The sequence below is a fragment of the Periweissella ghanensis genome (genome assembly GCF_918814755.1).
Classification (GTDB): domain Bacteria; phylum Bacillota; class Bacilli; order Lactobacillales; family Lactobacillaceae; genus Periweissella; species Periweissella ghanensis.
Window position 1 is genome coordinate 83,601 of sequence record NZ_CAKKNT010000003.1, and the last position, 17,129, is coordinate 100,729.

The following is a 17,129-nucleotide window of genomic DNA, read 5'->3' on the forward strand; positions in this document are numbered from 1 at the left end:
TATCTATTTACTTCCCCTAAGCCACAGCCGTTTAATCTTGTTTAGCCGATAGCCCAGATACGTATACTGATAACCAATTAACTTCATATCATGATAATTAGTCCATTCGACTAATGTCTGATCATAGATATAGTGGTGTTGGACGAGCCATCCTTGATGGACAACTTGTTTGGAAATACTTGCCACGACATTATTAAAGAATAACAATACCGCCAATAATAAGCCCGTTGGCAACGCATACCACCATGATGCAAAGGACGTTAACAGTCCTAATCCAACTAAAACCGGTCCCCATAGTAATGGCCAATAATGCGGTGTTACATTCAGCTCCGGGACGGCAAATTCAGGTAATAATTGGTTGGTTATTTGGGGCAAATCAACTAATTTGATAAAAGGTAGTACCTTTTTAACCCCCGCCTGCCGCTGATTATCACCTAACACGGTTACCGCCACACTGCCATAGCCGAGTAAGCGCTCGAGTACATTTTGACTTACGACGATATTTTGCAGCTGCTTGAGCGGAATTTGTTTCGTTTGGAGGGCCAAAAAACCGTTACTAAGCGTCAAGTAGTTAGCGTGGCGTTCGACTTTGAAATTGCCATACTCAAATACGCGCACGACGACACAAAGAAGCAAAATGCTCAATAAATACAAAGCAATATCAGTGGTGGTAAAGCCTAACCGGATATGTAACCGTTCAACGCCGCTATCACTCAACCAGCCCACTAGTGCTAACAGTAAAGAAAGCACGGCTAAAACCGGTGGCGCCATCCAAACGGATTGCCAAATTAGCGGCGGCGTTAATTTAAATGTCGGTATATTAACAACCGGTGCTGCTGATGTACTATCCATACTATTGGGGCTTGGCAACTGTTCGCCACCATTTAGCGCCTGTTGTAATGGCTGTAATTGCTTGGCCGTTAAGCCGACAATTTTAAATTTATCCCGCCCACTGAGTTGGGGAAAATCGATGGCTAATGTATACAAATCAACCATGCGCTCAAAAACCGTTTGTGTCACTAAGACTGCTTTGACATCTTTTAAATTGTAAGCTTGCCCTTTTTTATTAATCACGCCGGAATTAAGCTTAATTTGGTCAGTGGTAATGGTCCAACGATAACACCACCAAAAGTCCACAAATTTAAAGCCGGTGGCAATCGTGAGGAAAATCGTCGAAACTAAAATTAAATTGGCAATCCACTCCGGCCCGACCCCCTTCGTTAACAAATACCCCATGATAGGTAATAAGTTACTTCGAACAAATTCCATTCCAATGACTAATAAATATTTCCGACTAACGCGCTGCATGGCTATTCAACCAATTCTGTAAGTCATGCGCTTCGGTAGTTGCTAAGCCCGCGATGTCGACATCATGATCGACCGTTTTAACAATAATTGTGGCAATGTCAAAATGTTGCATCAAAATATTTTGGCGGAATTCAACACTATAAATTTTACTTAGAAAAATCGTTTGCCGCTTAAAGAACCACCGTCCTTGCGTCATCTCTAGCGCTAATTGTGAGCCTTTTACACGATATGTTCGCGCTTTAAACAACATATAGCTTGCATCCCAACTACTGATGAACCAAATAATTGCCGCGATAATGTACAGCCAACGATTATTCCAAATGTTAAACACCACTAAGCTGCCCGCAAAAATTAACAGGCCCAACCAAAAAATCAACGTCCTTACCATCACGTAACGCCGATATTTTGGGCCCATCCCGATGCCGGTAGTCAACCATGATTTTCCAGCGGCGGTTGTTACCATAGGATGGCCTGCAAGGGGATGTATGGGCCAAAACTGATTGCCAAAATCCCTAAAAGGACGGTGTAATCAACCGGTTCATGGTCGTGAAATGCGACTGCCACGACAATCCCCATTAAAATTAATGGTAAAACACCGGCTAAATACCAATTTTTGATTTTCTTAATCGCAATATATTGCCAGACTAAGATGACGATTCCAATTAAAACTCCTAAAAATACTGCCATTAATCATGTTACTCCTCGTTAATTAAAGCTTTTTAAACATAGAACTAATTATATTATAAAACTCCGATGACCGCGACTTGCATTTAGTCAATCCCTCGATTATCTAAAAAAACGACCACCTCACTGATTGAGATAGTCGCTTTCAGCTACTTATTTGTATTGTTGAATGCGCTTATAATTGTACTTCCCGCGGGAAACCTTTTTAAATGTGTTCACATCAATATCTGGCAAAGCTTCGGCAAAAAGTAATTCGCCATCACCTTTAAAGCCTTGTAGCAAAACTTCTTCATTGTTCTTAGTCACATAGAACCGATTAGTTAAATTTCCGCCAGCAAAATAACTAGCTTCATCAGTTACACCATCCGTTAAAAAGCCCAATAACGTCGTCTTCTTTTGGGCGATGACCCCAATCACAACTTCATTTTCGTTCATTAGTTTTTCAGTAATAAAATTTTGTTTCATTATTCTCACTCTTCCTTCAAGTTATTTAATAGTTAAAAACATGCTCACGACCAAATTGCCGCCAAGGTTCGCTGACTGAGCGCCCACCTTAAGGCTAGCCAGATTACCCCAATCAACACTACTGCCATCACTAAGCTTGGTAGATAGAATTGCTTGACAAAGACTAACGCCAATCCCAGGAACACATAGATGCCAAATTGGGCGATGGTCAGCCAAATTTTAGTGTGCCGTGCGGTCACGACCATGTAGAGGTAGTCGGCAAGCATCAGCCCAAATGAAACGAGGATAAACAAGCTGTAATCTTTGAAACTAACATCTTGGAGCACCAACGCTCCTAGCATGGCCAAAATGCTAAAAATTAGCCATGCCCCGATACTAAATTGCAATTTTTGGCGATGGACTTTTTCGATATCCGCGGCTAATAACTGCTCGTTCCAAAACACAGTATCGGCCGTGGTCAGGATATAGGCTTTGTGCCGGTCCTTTTTAATGAAGAAACTATTGAGGCCCCGATAGATGACGAGCACAAAAATCAGATAATAGCTCACGGCCCCACGCGTTGCAAACAAAATCATGAACAGGCCAAGATTGACCAACGAACTAAAGAACGCCGGGTACATGAAGATCACATCGCGGAATAAAAATAAATCGACTTTTTTGACCAGTCGTAATTGATCTTCAAAGCGATCAGTAAAGTTATTCTCCCAGCTACGGGCACGAAATGAGAGACCATAGATGATCATGGCATACCCTAGATAACCACTTATCAAGACTAACCAAGCTAATGGCGTGAGACCTTTGAGCGTCAAAAATGTGAAGCCAATCAAAAAGCCGGTTTTAATGACCAAGGCGATTGTTGCTACGCCAACGCGATTGAAAAATACTAAGTGCTCACTGGGCGATAACAGAAAATGCAGGCAATACGCCAAGCCGAGCATGCCCGCATACGCCGGGGATTGGTAGCATAAAAATACCTCCAAGCCGATAAACACGAGACTATTGGCAATAAACGCATCCCGCAAGTAACGTTGCACAATATAAAAGCTGTCAAAGGCTACCGTGTGGGCCTTAAAACCCAGCATGTTTAAATCAAGTTCGTTTAAAAATTTTTTGGTTGCTAACGCGATCATCGCCCCATTTAGATATAAATACAGCAACACGATAAAATCAAAGATGGCATGGTTTTCAAGGAATAACACCGCCAACATCGCAACCAATAAAATGGCAATGCCCGTTTGTTTTAGCACCGTCTTGAGCGTGAGATGACAGCAAGTCAAGCGGATGAATTTACCCATGAACTGATAGCTCATTTAGGGTCCCCCCTTCCATGACATAGACTTGTTCAACACTTTGCTGTAAGTATGCTAAATCATGGCTGACAATGACTAACTCCTTGTTGAGGCTTGGTAAAATCTCCAGTAGTGCTTGATTACTAGCCGCATCAATCGCTTCAAACGGCTCATCAATTAGGAGTAATTCACATCGGGAGGCAAACGCGATCAATAACGCAATTTTTTTATTTGTGCCTTTGGACAAGTTGCGAATCTTTTTAGTAAAGAATTGATCAACCTGCAACTTGGTCGCTAATTGATACAAGGTGTCGGCGTTAAAAGAGGCCAAGCTAGTCAGCATGTCAAAAAATTCAGCCACGGTAAAGGCCCCGTATTTTTCTAAATCATAATCGACTAAAAAAGTTGAGGCCGAACAATTAATCGTCCCGGTGTACTTTTGCCGCCCTGCGATTAAATTCAACAACGTTGTTTTACCAATCCCGTTGTTCCCGATAATACCGATGCGTTGATAGGGAATTTTTTTAGTTAAGTTCTTAAAAATGGTGTCGGTTTCATTATAAGCAAAGCTCAGCTCATTAAATTCAAGTATCAGTCGTTACCTCCATTAAAAATAATTAATCAATGCGGGCTACATTTACCTTTTATCATTAAAATTATTAATATAATTATATTAAAATTACCTTTGCATTACTATTAAAAATCAATATTCTAAATAATAACTTAATAAAATCCCTCGATACTGAGTAATCACCGCTGGAAGCATTGCCTAGGCATGGGAGTCGAAGTGGTTAATAGCGTTACTTACGTTAATTTTGCCAGTCCTGAAGCAAGTTTGGCGTTCTTGAATAACTGAATTAAGTGCAAGGGCACAAGAACGGGCTGATCCGCAGCTGATACCAAAAATAAACCCTTGAAGAAAATTCTTCAGGGGTTTATTTAACCTTGTATCTCAATTTGTCGGGTAATTTCATTTATCGTTTCGTTTCCAAAGCAGCTACGGCACGATTCAGTTCACTGATTTCTGCTTTAACATCGTTTGCAAAAGTTGCGTCCCGTAGATCTTGCGCAAATAACTCATCAAGATCTGTTAAATAACTTTGATTATTCAGCATGTTTAGCTCCCTCTCACTCTGGTGCATCCCCCGTCACCCTATCACTTCCAGCCATCCTCAACATACGAAATCAGGTTATCAGGCAGCTCATTGACATCAACCCAGATAAGTTCAGCATTTTTCTCTGGTTCAACAATTTTAGGTGTCCCTAGATAATTTTCAACGGTGAAGTAGCCATTGAAATACGGCACATTCGTATCACTGTAGCGCTTATGCATCATCAAAGCAAATCCCAGCGAGTTGGCATCAATCGTTAAGCCAAGTTCTTCTTTTAATTCCCACGCCATCGCTGCTTTCATCGATTCACCCTATAAATAAAGTTGTCCAGATATTTAGTATAGGAGCAACTTGTGATGTATTCAATTGAGGTTCGTATCATGTGAGTACCCAACTTGATTATACCGGTACCACGTGGTACCATTATACCGTAATATAAGGGAGGTAAATTATTATGAATTCACAAGTACATTTTCGCATGGATGAGCAAGAAAAAGCAGCTTTAACGAATATCTACAATGCGCAAGGACTCTCAATTAATGATGCCTTTCGGATATTCGCAAAGAAATCACTGGAAGTTGGTGGTTTCCCGTTTGAATTGAGTAATCCTAATGCCCGTTTGCAAGCAGCCATCAATAGCGATGATTATGTAAATTTTGCAAGTGCTGAAGAAGGATTGGCTTTCTTGAATGACTGAATTTAAGTATAAACCATCGTTTGAAAGTCGTTTTAAAAAGCACTATAAAAAAATGATTAAAGGTGGGCGTTATCAGAAAATTGATTTTGAGATTGTCTATCGTAAACTTTTATCTGATGCTCCACTCGATGACCATTACAATGATTACCCTCTGAAAAATCGTAGACCAGAACGTGATTTACACATTAAACCCGATTGGTTGTTGATTTACAAGTATGATGGTGAATACGTGAAATTTATTGATACTGGCACACATTCAGACTTATTTTAAGCACAAAAGTACCAGAATGTGCTAACCCGCAGCTGATACCAAAAATAAACCCTTGAAGAAAATTCTTCAGGGGTTTATTTAGCGTTGTATTTGTATTGCAATTAATCAAGTAATTTCATTTACCGTGTAGTTGCTTTTTTGATATTAACTTGCCAATTATGCATGCTCAATCGCTGCAATCATCCTGGCTAAATCTACTGATTCATCATTCTCACGGCTTAATGTTGCTTGCATTTGACCGTTCATGAATAGCGCCATCGTTTCTTGTAGAGCATCGTAATCTTGCTTACCCATTAACACTGCACTCTTGCTATTGTCAGCACCAGCAATCAAGATCGGTGCTGAATCACGATTAGTTGCTTGAATAAGGGCTAATAAATTTGCTCGAGCTTCAGTTGGCGTTACGATATCCATAGTTATCACCGCTTTCTTTACTTTATTATCTAAAACCAAAGTATCACCTCGTAACCTATTTTTTAGTTAGCATAATTCCCCCTCACCGCTTCACCTCTGCAAACTCCATGACAATTTCTTCATTTGGAATTTGCAGCTTATATTCCCCAGCTTGGTACGTCCGCGTCCACGCACTTTCATCGCTATGCGTTAATGCACGTAAGCTGGCTGCTTCAAAATGCCCGTAATGTGCCCAAACATAGCTTAAGACACCTCCCACTTCGATATCTTCACTAATATTTTGTTGCTGTGCAAGGATTTGCGTAAGAGCTGCTTGATCCAGCGTTTGTAAAATATCTAATTCCCGTTGGCCATGGAATTGCTGAGCAACTGAATCATAGACGGGCCCATGCGTATAAGCTAAGGTGTCCTCACTAAATAATAGCCTTTGATATTGCTTCATGAATATACCTTGGGCAAAATATAGTAACTTTTGCAATTTCATTTGGGTTAACGTTGATACGGTAACATCAACCTGGCGTTGCATATAGTCTTGGGCCATGAACCAAGCAGCAACATCTAAGGCCTTTTGAAAACGTGCCCGTTCAAGTTTTTCAGCCGTTAGTTTTTGTAAAACATCCATATCGTTATTTGAATACTTCTTTACATCTGAATCAACAAACATTTTCTTCAATGTCGTAACATCATAATCCGCAACCCGTTCAATTAAATTACTATTGGCCCGCGTTGGTAACGAACCGGCTTCATATTGTTCAATGGTTGATTTGGCCAGACCTAAGAAATTAGCAAAGCCGCGTTGTGACAGCCCGAGGTGGTGCCGAATCGCTTTGATTTCAGGCGTTGTCAACAAATTGTTACGGCGTGCATAAGCAGCAAATAACCGTTCATCGCGGACTTGAGCCAAGTCACGATCAAACACTTCTTCATTAGTTGCTGCATAAATACGAACGGGAATTTTTTCAATTGAAATTTCAGTTCCTTTGACTTTGGCGGTAATATCTTGGTAAACGACATTGGTTGCCGAAATTGGGACAAACTCATCTAAACTCTCAACAAAAAATTCATTCATAATATTACCTCCTAATAATCTTCATGAACTGAAATAATCCAACCACGCCCTTTTAGTAGCGTAATTATATCGTCGCCCCGAATAAAGGGCAAACATTAAAATTAAGCTATTCGCAACGCAACAAAAAAGCCAGGTAACGCGGAATAACCTCGCTACCTGACAATGTTTGAACGGGATTGTGGCATCCCCGATATTTAATATTGTGCATATATATTAGTCGTCTAGGACATCCTTCAACACCGGCCTACTATTAGGCATTTTGCTTACCGCGCATCACTACCAGCCCAATAATTATAATCATAAATCCATATAGCAAATATAACTTGGTTGGCGAAATCCCGACCATCAGAATCGACACTAAGGCCGCCCCAATTGGGTACACCATTTCTTGAATCGTATAATACCAGGTGATAACATCGGCTCTAGTTTCTTCACTCAAAGATGTTTGCATTGCGGTATAGCTAATTGGACTCGCAAACGTACTGATTAATGAGATTGCCATGCTCACAATCACTACCGCAACTAAGGCCGCTGTTTTGGACGTAATCCCAAACATGAAGGCTAATATTAGATACAGGGCACCAATTGATATGGTTGTGACTCTTAATATTTTTAATGCATTGGGCGTCTTTTTAAAGAATGCGACCGATGCGCCGACCACTGCCCCGATACCAGCAATCCCTTGGACGAGCCCCAAATATTTTTCCGTAACAAACCCGCCCGTTACTAGAATATATGGGATGGCCACAATTTCTGATACCAAAAATATCCCTAAAAGCGTCTCTAACAGAAATACTTTTCTTACAGTTGGTTGCTTTAATACTGAAGCCACCACCATTTTGAAGCTTGGTAGCGCTGCATTATCATCCGCACTACGCACACCTTGATACTTAACCCGCGGTAATAGGACAATCCCAATCAGCGAAATTCCCACTGCCACCCAGAGCGTATTTGGCAAACCTATCCATGCCCACAACAAGGCCGTTATGATCGGGTTAACGATTTGCAGCACTGAGATACTCCCTTGCTCTAACGCGTTTAGTTGCTGAATATGATCTTCGCCGACAATGTAAATTTGATTATTCATATAAGCGTAATTAAATATGCGCATGAATACTCCATTAATGCTCAAAAACAGCACCGCGGTATAGACCATTGCTTTATTATCACTGATGAAGAAACTATATAGCAACATCGAAAGCGTTGCCCCGACTAATCCAATCGTAGACAATAAATGATTATCAAATTTATGAAGCAACATGGTAATTGGCTTGGCAAGGACCAGGCCGATGATTGGGCCAGTTATTAACCCCAGACCGAAACTGACGGAACTATGAGTTTTATTAAGCAACTCCAAACTCGTCCCATAGTTAAAGATTCCGTTGGCAGCCAAAGTCGCAAACATAATTAAGGCCGGAATCATTATTTTTATTTTCATACGCTACCTCCGAAGTTCACCCCATTCGCCACCAATTGTCCGCAATTAGCATTTAAACGAATTGTTTGATTAGAATTTTATAATAATTTAACACATTCCAACTTCACTAACAACTTCCTTTTACCAGAATTGAATCTTTTTTGAGTATCTGTAACGGTTCTTTTTTATTCTTATCCACGATATTACTCCTTCCAGTTGCGTGATTGCTTATCGTAATTATCCTTGCCACTGTTACAAGATAATTGATTGAAGGTGTTGGTCAATATTTTACATCTAATAATAACACTAAGAATCGACTACTCCGTCATAATTTTACATAAACAAAAAGCTATCCAAGAACCAAGTTCCTTGATAGCTTTTCGTGTGATCTGAATATTAATGCATAAACGAAACTAATAACCCAGCGACCACTAACATAATGGCCCCACCAAGTCGATTACCCATTTGAGCAAAGGCAATTAAATTCATCCGATTAGATGCGGCCAGGACTGAAACGTTCCCTGTTCCACCCATTGAGTTATTACATAAACCAGCGGTAATTGTGGCTTCAAGTGGATACATACCGAATAATTTACCGATAAAGCCTGAAACGACTGAAATTACAATCACACTAGTTAAGCATAAGACTACGAATTGCCATGAAAGTGAGGCGGCCAATACACGCAAGTCAAGTAATGACATTCCGACCCCGCAGAGTAAGGCATGCGTCATATTGTTAACAACTACGTCACTAAACATTACGACTGATTGTTCGTAGTATTCTGGTAATAAGCCGAATCCTTTAACTAAAATAACAGTCAAAATAATAAAGGCATAGCTGTTAATTGCAGGTATTAACATGTTAAGTAATGTTCCAAGCATAAAGAAAGCCATCGCAATTACTAAACCAATCCCCATGCGTGTCGCATCAAGGGGGGCTTTTTTCTTTTGTAACATATCATCACTAACGGGCATTAACACACCGTTACCGTCAATTTTAGAACCTTGTAAGACTTTTGAAAGCATCCCAGCCCCAACAATTGCTAATAAGTTACCAAACGTAGTTGCAGGGAATAATTGTGACAAGATATGCGCTGCCGGTTGGCCAAAGGCGTGACTGTAAATCCCTGACAATGGCACAATTCCGGCCCCAACACCACCGGCCATAATTGGAATTGAGACGTAGTAAATTGAGTGAGCAAAACCTTGACCTAAAAGCATCCCCACGCCACCAACCGCAAAGAGGGTCACGGCCATTGAGATAAAGGCAACTGGTAAGAAACGAACGGCTGCCCGGAGTAATAATTTACGGTTCATCCCTAAAATTGAACCAACAATCAATGAAACAATGTAGAAATCAAGGAAGTCCATATTGTTAACAAAGGTCTTACTGATGTTAACCACACTTGGTGGAATTATGCCATACGTAACTAGTGCCGCAGCGGCAAAGATGGTAAAAACTGATCCACCGCCAAGATACGTTTTAAAAATTGGTAAATTAGCACCCATATAATAGAACAAATGTCCAAGAAGAACTAAAACTAAGATTGCCCCTAACATATTATTAGGCAAGGCATGTAGATTGATCATTAGTAGTAAGATTACGGCTAAAACGATATATAGTGGTAAGCCAATCCCACTAATTTTAAACTTTTCAAGCTTACTCAAGAAGTTGGGTTTATCTAAGGGCGTTACACCTTGTGCTTGTTGATCCATTTATTTAACCTCATAAATTGGTAGTGATTATAATTTTTCACATGAATTGAGCTAATAAGTGAGCCACAACTGTCCATGATTGCGCTAACTTATTATGACGACGCTTCTGAATTTCTTCTCCAAAATATCTTCCTTAGTTAAATCTTATTAAATCTCGTTAAATCGTTGCTGTTAATAATCCCGTGTAGATGGTTAAGATTAATAAATCTGCTGAACCACCTAAACTCAGGTTGCGTTCCTTGAATTGCTCATCTAATTGCTGTAAAAAGGCAATCCCATCAGTGGTTTTACTGCCACCTAAATTAAAGTACAGGTTAGCCCATTCATGCATTTCCGCAAGAACCTCAAGTTGACCAGCACGCTTAATTAAATTTGAATCACGCGTATTACCAGCAATATACATTAATGTGTCTAATAGCCGTTGTGGTAAGGTTCCGGTTGTTTTTTGTAACTGGGGTAAAGCTAGCTCAAAGACCGTGGGGTAACCAGCGGCGGCTTCACCACGAATGCCGGTCACTTGGTATTTTAAAAACTGTTCTTCTCCGGCTGTTAATGTGGGTTTATTCGCTAAACTTTGAAAATCAGTCGTAATTAACGTCGCTAACATCGCTTTAATCGTGGCTTGTAGATGCGTTAAAGTGGTTAGCTGTTGGCGATAACAATAGCCCGTTGCCCCGAGTAAAATCCCTAATGAAAAGATGGCCCCTTTATGCGTGTTAACTCCATTAGTTGCAGTAAACATGGAGTTTTCTGCCACAATACCGTGTTGGCGTAATTGCGCAAATAACTGGGTTAAATCATCTTCATGAAAATTAAAGCCCGTTTGGTAAGCGGCATTAAAATATGGTGTCAATGCCAAACTACTATCAATAAAGGTAAACACATCCATATCATGATGGGCTCCAGTGCTAGCTGGATCGACTAATCCAGGTTTAGGATTCAAACTAACCTCGTATAATAAGCCTTTTTGGGCAAAATTAACGGCGTTGCTTTGATTCCAACGAAAATCATTGAAGTACTGGTGATAATGTTGTTCAATCACGGCTAAAATTTCTGCATACGTGTGGGCTTGGGTTTTGGCACATATCTTCGCATCTTGGTCACATACCAAACATTGCCGGGCTGGAAAACCGAGGGCTTGCCGGGAAAGTTGGGTTGCATTTCCGGCGGCCATTACATCAATATCAAATAAGCGCCCCATGGGTAACTGCGTTTCAAGTTCCATCATCACTTTTTTGACGGCGACAATTGGGCCATCGACAATGATAAAAGCTTCAGGTCCAGTTGCTAATTCGCGGTATTCAACGGTATGTTGCACGGGATACCCTGCTTGGTTAAGCGCGGCTAAGATATTGTACCAACCATCAACAAAGATGTTTACGATTGCGGCATTGGTTTTAACATTACCGGGAATATTTAATTTAACGGCACAAATTATTTGTTCGGGGTAAGACGCTTGGAGTTGTGTTTGCCGAGCACTGCGTACATCCTTACTCGTCAAAATATCCGTTAAGCTAACCACTTGTCCTTCTGTAAACATCACACGTTTCCTTTCAATTAGGTGATTCTGTTATTACTTAAATTACTTATCTTAATCTTTTACTTCACGAATCACGTCCATAATGGTCCCGTCACGATATTCGATTAAGGCCACCACGCGATCTGTAAATTCAAGCGGTTTTGGTGTCCCAACTTTTTTCTCCGCCATTTGTTGGAGTTCATCGATGGTAAATACAGGAACCCCAGGCACATTACTTAGCGCGGCTAATAAATCTTGGCGTAATGGGTTAATGGCAATCCCAACTTCAGTTACGAGCACATCAATGGATTCACCTGGCGTCACCACCGTTGTTACATCTCGAACCACTGTGGCAATTCGGCCCCGAACTAATGGCGCTGAGATAATCGTCAATTTAGCGGTGGCCGCATCTTGGTGCCCACCGATGGCCCCACGAATGACTCCATCAGAACCAGACATGACGTTCACGTTGAACTTCGTATCAATTTCTAATGCTGACAAGATCACAACATCTAACTTATCAACCATCGCACCTTTGTTAGCTGCATCGGCATACCAAGACGCATCGATTTCTTGTTGGTTCCGGTTTTTGTGCATGGACTCGGCCGCACCCTTATCGAAATCTTGAACATCCATCAACCGACCAATCAAGCCTTCTTCTAAGAGGTCAACCGTTGGTTTGGTAATCCCACCAAGGGCAAATGAAGCTTTGATTTGGTTATCAAGCATGGCTTGGCGTAAGAACCGCGTTACCGCTAGAGCTGCCCCACCCGTTCCTGTTTGGAATGAAAAGCCATCTTTAAAGTATGGTGAGTGAGTAATCACATTATTAACCATTTCCGCAATCTTTAATTCTTTCGGATCTTTTGTGAAACGAGTGGCTCCTGAACCAATTTTTTCTGGATCGCCGACAGCATCGACTTTAACGACGTAATCCACTTGAGTTTGCTTAATTGATGCTGGTGTGTTGGGGTATGGCTTCAAAGTATCCGTGATTAAAACAACCGTTTGGGCGTATTGGGCATCCATTAAGGCATAACCGAGGGAACCAAACGCTGAATCACCGTCCATCCCGTTGGCATTTCCCATTTCATCGGCATTTGGCACCCCTAAGAAAGCGACGTCAATTTTGATGGCGCCGGTTTCAATGGCCCGCGCCCGATTCCCATGAGAACGGAAAATAACCGGATTAGCTAACGCCCCATGTGAGACAGCATCCCCTAATGTTCCGCGCATCCCAGATGACGTAATGTTAGTAACGACGCCCTTTTCAATCGCTTCAACGACAATATCGTTCATGACATTGGTCAAAGATGATGGGGCTAAGGTCAAATTTTGATAGCCGTTATCGATGATAATGCGCATAACTTTGTTAAAGACATAGTCACCTTCCCGGAAATGGTGGTGAAATGAGATAGTCATGCCATCACGGACGGTCTTGTTGACCAAATCAGCTAATGAATCAACTAACTTATTACTACCGGTAGTCGCCTTAAAAGTTGGCAACACCCGTTCAACTGGCATCCCTTCGATGTCGGTTGATGTAAATGGTTGGTAGTCATAGCTTGCTAAGATTTCATCTGGGATGTTGCGATTTACTTTATTTTCCAATGTATTCACCTTCTGCATCTACTAAATTATTGGCTTTGGCTAAACGCATCACCCGTTCTGCTCGGAGCACGACGGGCCGGTCAACCATTTGCCCATTCAATGAAATAACGCCTGAACCCTTAATCCGGGCTTGTTCAATGGCCAAGATAACTTGTTGGGCATTGCGAATTTCTTTTTCCGTTGGTTGGTAAACTTTATTAACCATCGCTACTTGGCGTGGGTTAACTAATGACTTACCATCAAAACCAAGTTGGTGAATCAATTCGGTTTCACGATAGAAGCCCGCTTCATCATCCATGTTGGTAAAGACCGTATCAAAGGCCGCAATCCCGGCAGCCCGTGCCGCATGTAAGATCACATTGCGGGCATATAATAATTCTTGCCCATCTGGATAACGGTGCGTTTTCATATCCGTTGTGTAATCTTCAGCGGATAACGCAATCCCAATCATCCGCGGAGAAGCCGCCGCAATTTCATTAGCGTTAACGACCCCTTTGGCTGATTCAATCGCGGCCATTAAATTGGTACTACCAACTTCACGGCCAAATTCAACTTCAGCGGCGGCAACTAATGCTTCTAACTCATGAATCATCTCTGCTGTTTCCGCTTTTGGTAAGCGAATGACATCAATGCCGGCTTTAACCATGGCTTTAATATCATTTTGGTAATATGGCGTATCTAATCCATTAATCCGGACTACTAATTCCGCGGTACCATAATCAATCGTGGTGATGGCTTCATAAACTAAGTACCGGGCGGCATCTTTTTCCGCCATTGAAACGGCATCTTCCAAGTCAAACATGATTGAATCAGCCCCAAAAATACCGGCGTCTTTAATCATTGCGGGGTTATTACCAGGCACAAACATCATGGTGCGGCGAAGTCGTTCTTTGCTATTTGCCATAATTACATCACCTCCCAATTTGGTGTATCCACAATTGCTAAAGCGCGTTGAACAGCAGTTAGTGCCCGGGCTTTGATAACTAAGTCAAGCGCCCCTTTATCAACGACACTAATTTGGGCGTTTTCAATCGCATAAGCTTGTAAGACGTTGGTAATAGTTGCTTTAATTTGATCACCAAATTGCTTGGCGACGTCTGATTCTAATTCAAATTCATAACCATTGGTACCGGCACGTAAGATGATTTGGATATCTGATGATTCCAAGGTCCCGGCCATGGCAGTTTGTTTAATTTCCATTGATATTTTGTCCCTTCGAAATTCTTGTTTGTAACGTTAATAGATTATTTTGAATAAATGCTAAAGTCGTTGGTGGCACTAATGCAGCTAAGTCCGCTAAGGTCCCGGCTTTAATTAATTGCCGGACATAACTTGCCGAAATTACTTGTGCTCCAGCCGTTAACCGCGGCAAAATCTTAACCGCAACACTTGGCGTTAAGATGCGCTCCAAGCTGGCATTATATAGGGCCGTTGTATGCGAGAGTGGCTCACTGCCTAGATAACGCGTCGTAATTCCTAAGACTGGCGTAATTTGTTGCTTGAAAATGCTCGCATCCAGCTCCGTTTGATAACGAATGATGGCATCGTTATCTTTAATGAAGTACGCCGGGAAACTGACAAAACTGACTAAGTAATCTTGGCCATTGACGACGACCACATTTGCTAAATCACGCGTGCCCTCACGTACCAGTTGAAATCGTTCCGCCGTTGAGAATAATGACACATCCGCATTAACCACAAAGACATAGACCACATCATTTTGTTTAGCTGCTTCAGCCACTAAGTAACGATGCCCATTCGTAAAAGGATTAGCATTCAACACAATGCCAGCAACTTTTTTGGCAGCGGGAAACTTAGGAATTGCGGCCAGATAATCTTTGATATTGGGCACCCCTTTTTCTAGGATGGCACCTTGCTCAGTTGATCCCAGTAATTGAAAGCCGACGTATTGAAAACTAGGGATATACGCTGGCTTAGTGAAAACAAACTGATGAAAAATACCTTGCGCCCCTAAGCGATTCGTTAATTCGGAAATCAATTGATTAAACCGGGCCCCTTTAGTCGGCGCATCTTGATCACACACCGCGACAAACTTAATGATGTTATTGGCAATTGAACCCGTCCCGACTAGTTGGTGTTCTGCATTGTATAAACCAATTGTTTGATCAATTGTCGTGACTTCTTGCGGATTAAAATTCGTAATCCCACGGTCAGTTAAAAACGATTGCCACTGTTGTTGCGTATGCTTATCGCTTAAATATAAATCACAAATCGTATCCATCAATTTGCCTCCACGGTTGACTATTGTGCTTGGCTGTAACTAATTACGGCTTCGGTAACAGCATCCACCACCCCCGATTGGAAGACTCCGGGCACAATGTTTTGCGCATCAGGGGTCGTAATCAAATCAGCTAACGCTTGGGCGACTTTGATTTGTAAGTTCATGTCGACGGCTTTTAATCCACTGGCCAATAAACCTTTGAATAAGCCTGGGAACGCCAAGATATTGTTAACTTGGTTGGCCCATTGTGATGAACCAGTTGCTACAACACTGGCCCCCGCTGCTAAGGCTTCTTCAGGTAAAATTTCTGGCACTGGATTAGCTAGCGCCATAATAATCGCGTTGTCAGCCATTCGTTGCACTTGTGCACCACTTAACACATTGGCATCTGATAAACCAATGAACACATCTTGGCCATCAATAACATCATCCAATGTCGTACCCGCAGTTGGGTTAATAGCGTTTAACAAATCAAGTTGATATGGGTTGTACTGTGTATCTTCTTGGTGAATAACCCCATCAATATCAACGAGCGTTAAGTTTTTACAGCCTGCCGCAATTAAAATTTTGGCAGTGGCTACTCCAGCAGCACCAATTCCATTAATGACAATTTTGAGGTCGGTTAAGGGCTTGTCAACGACTTTAGCGGCATTAATTAATCCCGCCAATACAACAATCGCTGTGCCAGTTTGGTCATCGTGATATACCGGCATATCAAGTTCCGCAGCGAGGCGCTTTTCAATTTCAAACACGCGGGGGGCGGCGATATCTTCCAAATGAATGCCGGCAAATGAAGGGGCCATGTTCTTAACTGTGGCGACAAATTCATCAATGGTTCCTTGTTCAAAGGCCAACGGAATAGCGTCCACGCCTGCAAAGTTTTTATATAGCAATGCCTTACCTTCAATGATTGGCAAACTCGCACCAGGACCAACATTCCCTAATCCTAAGACCGCTGAACCATCCGAAATAATGGCAACGAGCTTACCACTCATTGTTAGTTTAGCCTTTTCACTAGGATCAGCATGAATCATCTTAGATAACTCAGCAACGCCTGGTGTGTAAGCTTCCCCTAGGTCTGTACGATTTTTAACATCAAAACTTGGTTTTATTGATAAAACACCAGTTTCTTTAGTATGCAAATCGATAACCCGATTAATATCAACCATTTTTAAAACCTCAATTCTTTTAATGACATTCGCTTGTTACTTTCTTAACAAAATTGATTCTAGTCCTTGTGCGCATTTTTGTAAAGCATTTTGTTGAAATATTTCAAAAAACATTTTTAAAATAGCCTTTTATTTTAAAATTTTAA

The 17,129-nt window shown here is 41.5% G+C and carries 20 protein-coding genes; 2 read left to right on the forward strand and 18 right to left on the reverse strand.

Translation table 11 applies throughout. The annotated features are described in order from the left end of the window. Positions 1-3: 3 nt before the first annotated feature. From LQZ76_RS02080 to LQZ76_RS02115, 8 genes are all read right to left on the reverse strand, one after another. Positions 4-1,269, reverse strand: a complete 1,266-nt coding sequence (locus LQZ76_RS02080; protein WP_230098108.1) for a PH domain-containing protein — start codon at positions 1,267-1,269, stop codon at positions 4-6. Between the two features lie 25 nt (positions 1,270-1,294). After that, complete coding sequence (locus LQZ76_RS02085; RefSeq protein WP_230098109.1) at positions 1,295-1,771, reverse strand: PH domain-containing protein; 477 nt, start codon at positions 1,769-1,771, stop codon at positions 1,295-1,297. Then, complete coding sequence (locus LQZ76_RS02090) at positions 1,765-1,995, reverse strand: hypothetical protein (protein WP_230098110.1); 231 nt, start codon at positions 1,993-1,995, stop codon at positions 1,765-1,767. Before LQZ76_RS02090 ends, LQZ76_RS02085 begins: the two co-directional genes overlap by 7 nt. A gap of 150 nt (positions 1,996-2,145) precedes the next feature. Next, the gene (locus tag LQZ76_RS02095) at positions 2,146-2,457 is read right to left on the reverse strand and encodes a hypothetical protein (RefSeq protein ID WP_230098111.1); all 312 of its coding nucleotides are present in this window, start codon (positions 2,455-2,457) and stop codon (positions 2,146-2,148) included. A 44-nt stretch (positions 2,458-2,501) separates the two neighbouring features. Further along, the gene (locus tag LQZ76_RS02100) at positions 2,502-3,767 is read right to left on the reverse strand and encodes a hypothetical protein (protein ID WP_230098112.1); all 1,266 of its coding nucleotides are present in this window, start codon (positions 3,765-3,767) and stop codon (positions 2,502-2,504) included. After that, positions 3,745-4,341 carry an ATP-binding cassette domain-containing protein gene (locus LQZ76_RS02105; protein WP_349304828.1) on the reverse strand — a complete coding sequence of 199 codons (597 nt, stop codon included), beginning with the start codon at positions 4,339-4,341 and terminating at the stop codon, positions 3,745-3,747. The genes LQZ76_RS02100 and LQZ76_RS02105 overlap by 23 nt, the downstream gene beginning before the upstream one ends. Positions 4,342-4,720: 379 nt before the next feature. Continuing rightward, positions 4,721-4,861 carry a hypothetical protein gene (locus LQZ76_RS02110; RefSeq protein ID WP_230098114.1) on the reverse strand — a complete coding sequence of 47 codons (141 nt, stop codon included), beginning with the start codon at positions 4,859-4,861 and terminating at the stop codon, positions 4,721-4,723. 41 nt (positions 4,862-4,902) lie between these two features. Continuing rightward, positions 4,903-5,160: an NUDIX hydrolase gene (locus LQZ76_RS02115; protein ID WP_230098115.1), complete on the reverse strand. Its 258-nt coding sequence runs from the start codon at positions 5,158-5,160 to the stop codon at positions 4,903-4,905. A gap of 152 nt (positions 5,161-5,312) precedes the next feature. Here LQZ76_RS02115 and LQZ76_RS02120 point away from each other — a divergent pair, with 152 nt between their 5' ends. After that, complete coding sequence (locus LQZ76_RS02120; protein ID WP_230098116.1) at positions 5,313-5,555, forward strand: type II toxin-antitoxin system RelB/DinJ family antitoxin; 243 nt, start codon at positions 5,313-5,315, stop codon at positions 5,553-5,555. Beyond that, the gene (locus LQZ76_RS02125) at positions 5,548-5,826 is read left to right on the forward strand and encodes a type II toxin-antitoxin system YafQ family toxin (RefSeq protein WP_230098117.1); all 279 of its coding nucleotides are present in this window, start codon (positions 5,548-5,550) and stop codon (positions 5,824-5,826) included. Before LQZ76_RS02120 ends, LQZ76_RS02125 begins: the two co-directional genes overlap by 8 nt. A 156-nt stretch (positions 5,827-5,982) precedes the next feature. Here the strand turns inward: LQZ76_RS02125 and LQZ76_RS02130 are convergent, their stop codons facing one another. The 10 genes from LQZ76_RS02130 to LQZ76_RS02175 form a co-directional block, all read right to left on the reverse strand. Next, positions 5,983-6,279, reverse strand: a complete 297-nt coding sequence (locus tag LQZ76_RS02130; protein ID WP_230098118.1) for a type II toxin-antitoxin system Phd/YefM family antitoxin — start codon at positions 6,277-6,279, stop codon at positions 5,983-5,985. A gap of 43 nt (positions 6,280-6,322) precedes the next feature. Further along, the gene (locus tag LQZ76_RS02135) at positions 6,323-7,309 is read right to left on the reverse strand and encodes a type II TA system antitoxin MqsA family protein (protein ID WP_230098119.1); all 987 of its coding nucleotides are present in this window, start codon (positions 7,307-7,309) and stop codon (positions 6,323-6,325) included. A gap of 250 nt (positions 7,310-7,559) precedes the next feature. Beyond that, a complete protein-coding gene (locus LQZ76_RS02140) occupies positions 7,560-8,747 on the reverse strand; it encodes an MFS transporter (RefSeq protein WP_230098120.1) in 1,188 nt (395 codons plus the stop codon). Positions 8,748-9,122: 375 nt separating this feature from the next. Further along, positions 9,123-10,442: a 2-hydroxycarboxylate transporter family protein gene (locus LQZ76_RS02145; protein ID WP_230098121.1), complete on the reverse strand. Its 1,320-nt coding sequence runs from the start codon at positions 10,440-10,442 to the stop codon at positions 9,123-9,125. Positions 10,443-10,599: 157 nt separating this feature from the next. Next, complete coding sequence (citG, locus tag LQZ76_RS02150) at positions 10,600-11,982, reverse strand: triphosphoribosyl-dephospho-CoA synthase CitG (protein WP_230098122.1); 1,383 nt, start codon at positions 11,980-11,982, stop codon at positions 10,600-10,602. Between the two features lie 51 nt (positions 11,983-12,033). Beyond that, a complete protein-coding gene (gene citF, locus LQZ76_RS02155; RefSeq protein ID WP_230098123.1) occupies positions 12,034-13,572 on the reverse strand; it encodes a citrate lyase subunit alpha in 1,539 nt (512 codons plus the stop codon). Beyond that, positions 13,562-14,476 (reverse strand): citrate (pro-3S)-lyase subunit beta, encoded by a 915-nt coding sequence (gene citE / locus LQZ76_RS02160; RefSeq protein ID WP_230098124.1) that lies wholly within the window; start codon positions 14,474-14,476, stop codon positions 13,562-13,564. Before citE ends, citF begins: the two co-directional genes overlap by 11 nt. A 2-nt stretch (positions 14,477-14,478) precedes the next feature. Then, positions 14,479-14,772 carry a citrate lyase acyl carrier protein gene (citD, locus tag LQZ76_RS02165; RefSeq protein ID WP_230098125.1) on the reverse strand — a complete coding sequence of 98 codons (294 nt, stop codon included), beginning with the start codon at positions 14,770-14,772 and terminating at the stop codon, positions 14,479-14,481. Further along, positions 14,762-15,817, reverse strand: a complete 1,056-nt coding sequence (gene citC, locus LQZ76_RS02170; RefSeq protein WP_230098126.1) for a [citrate (pro-3S)-lyase] ligase — start codon at positions 15,815-15,817, stop codon at positions 14,762-14,764. Before citC ends, citD begins: the two co-directional genes overlap by 11 nt. Before the next feature lie 17 nt (positions 15,818-15,834). Beyond that, positions 15,835-16,983: an NAD(P)-dependent malic enzyme gene (locus LQZ76_RS02175; protein WP_230098127.1), complete on the reverse strand. Its 1,149-nt coding sequence runs from the start codon at positions 16,981-16,983 to the stop codon at positions 15,835-15,837. Positions 16,984-17,129 lie beyond the last annotated feature (146 nt).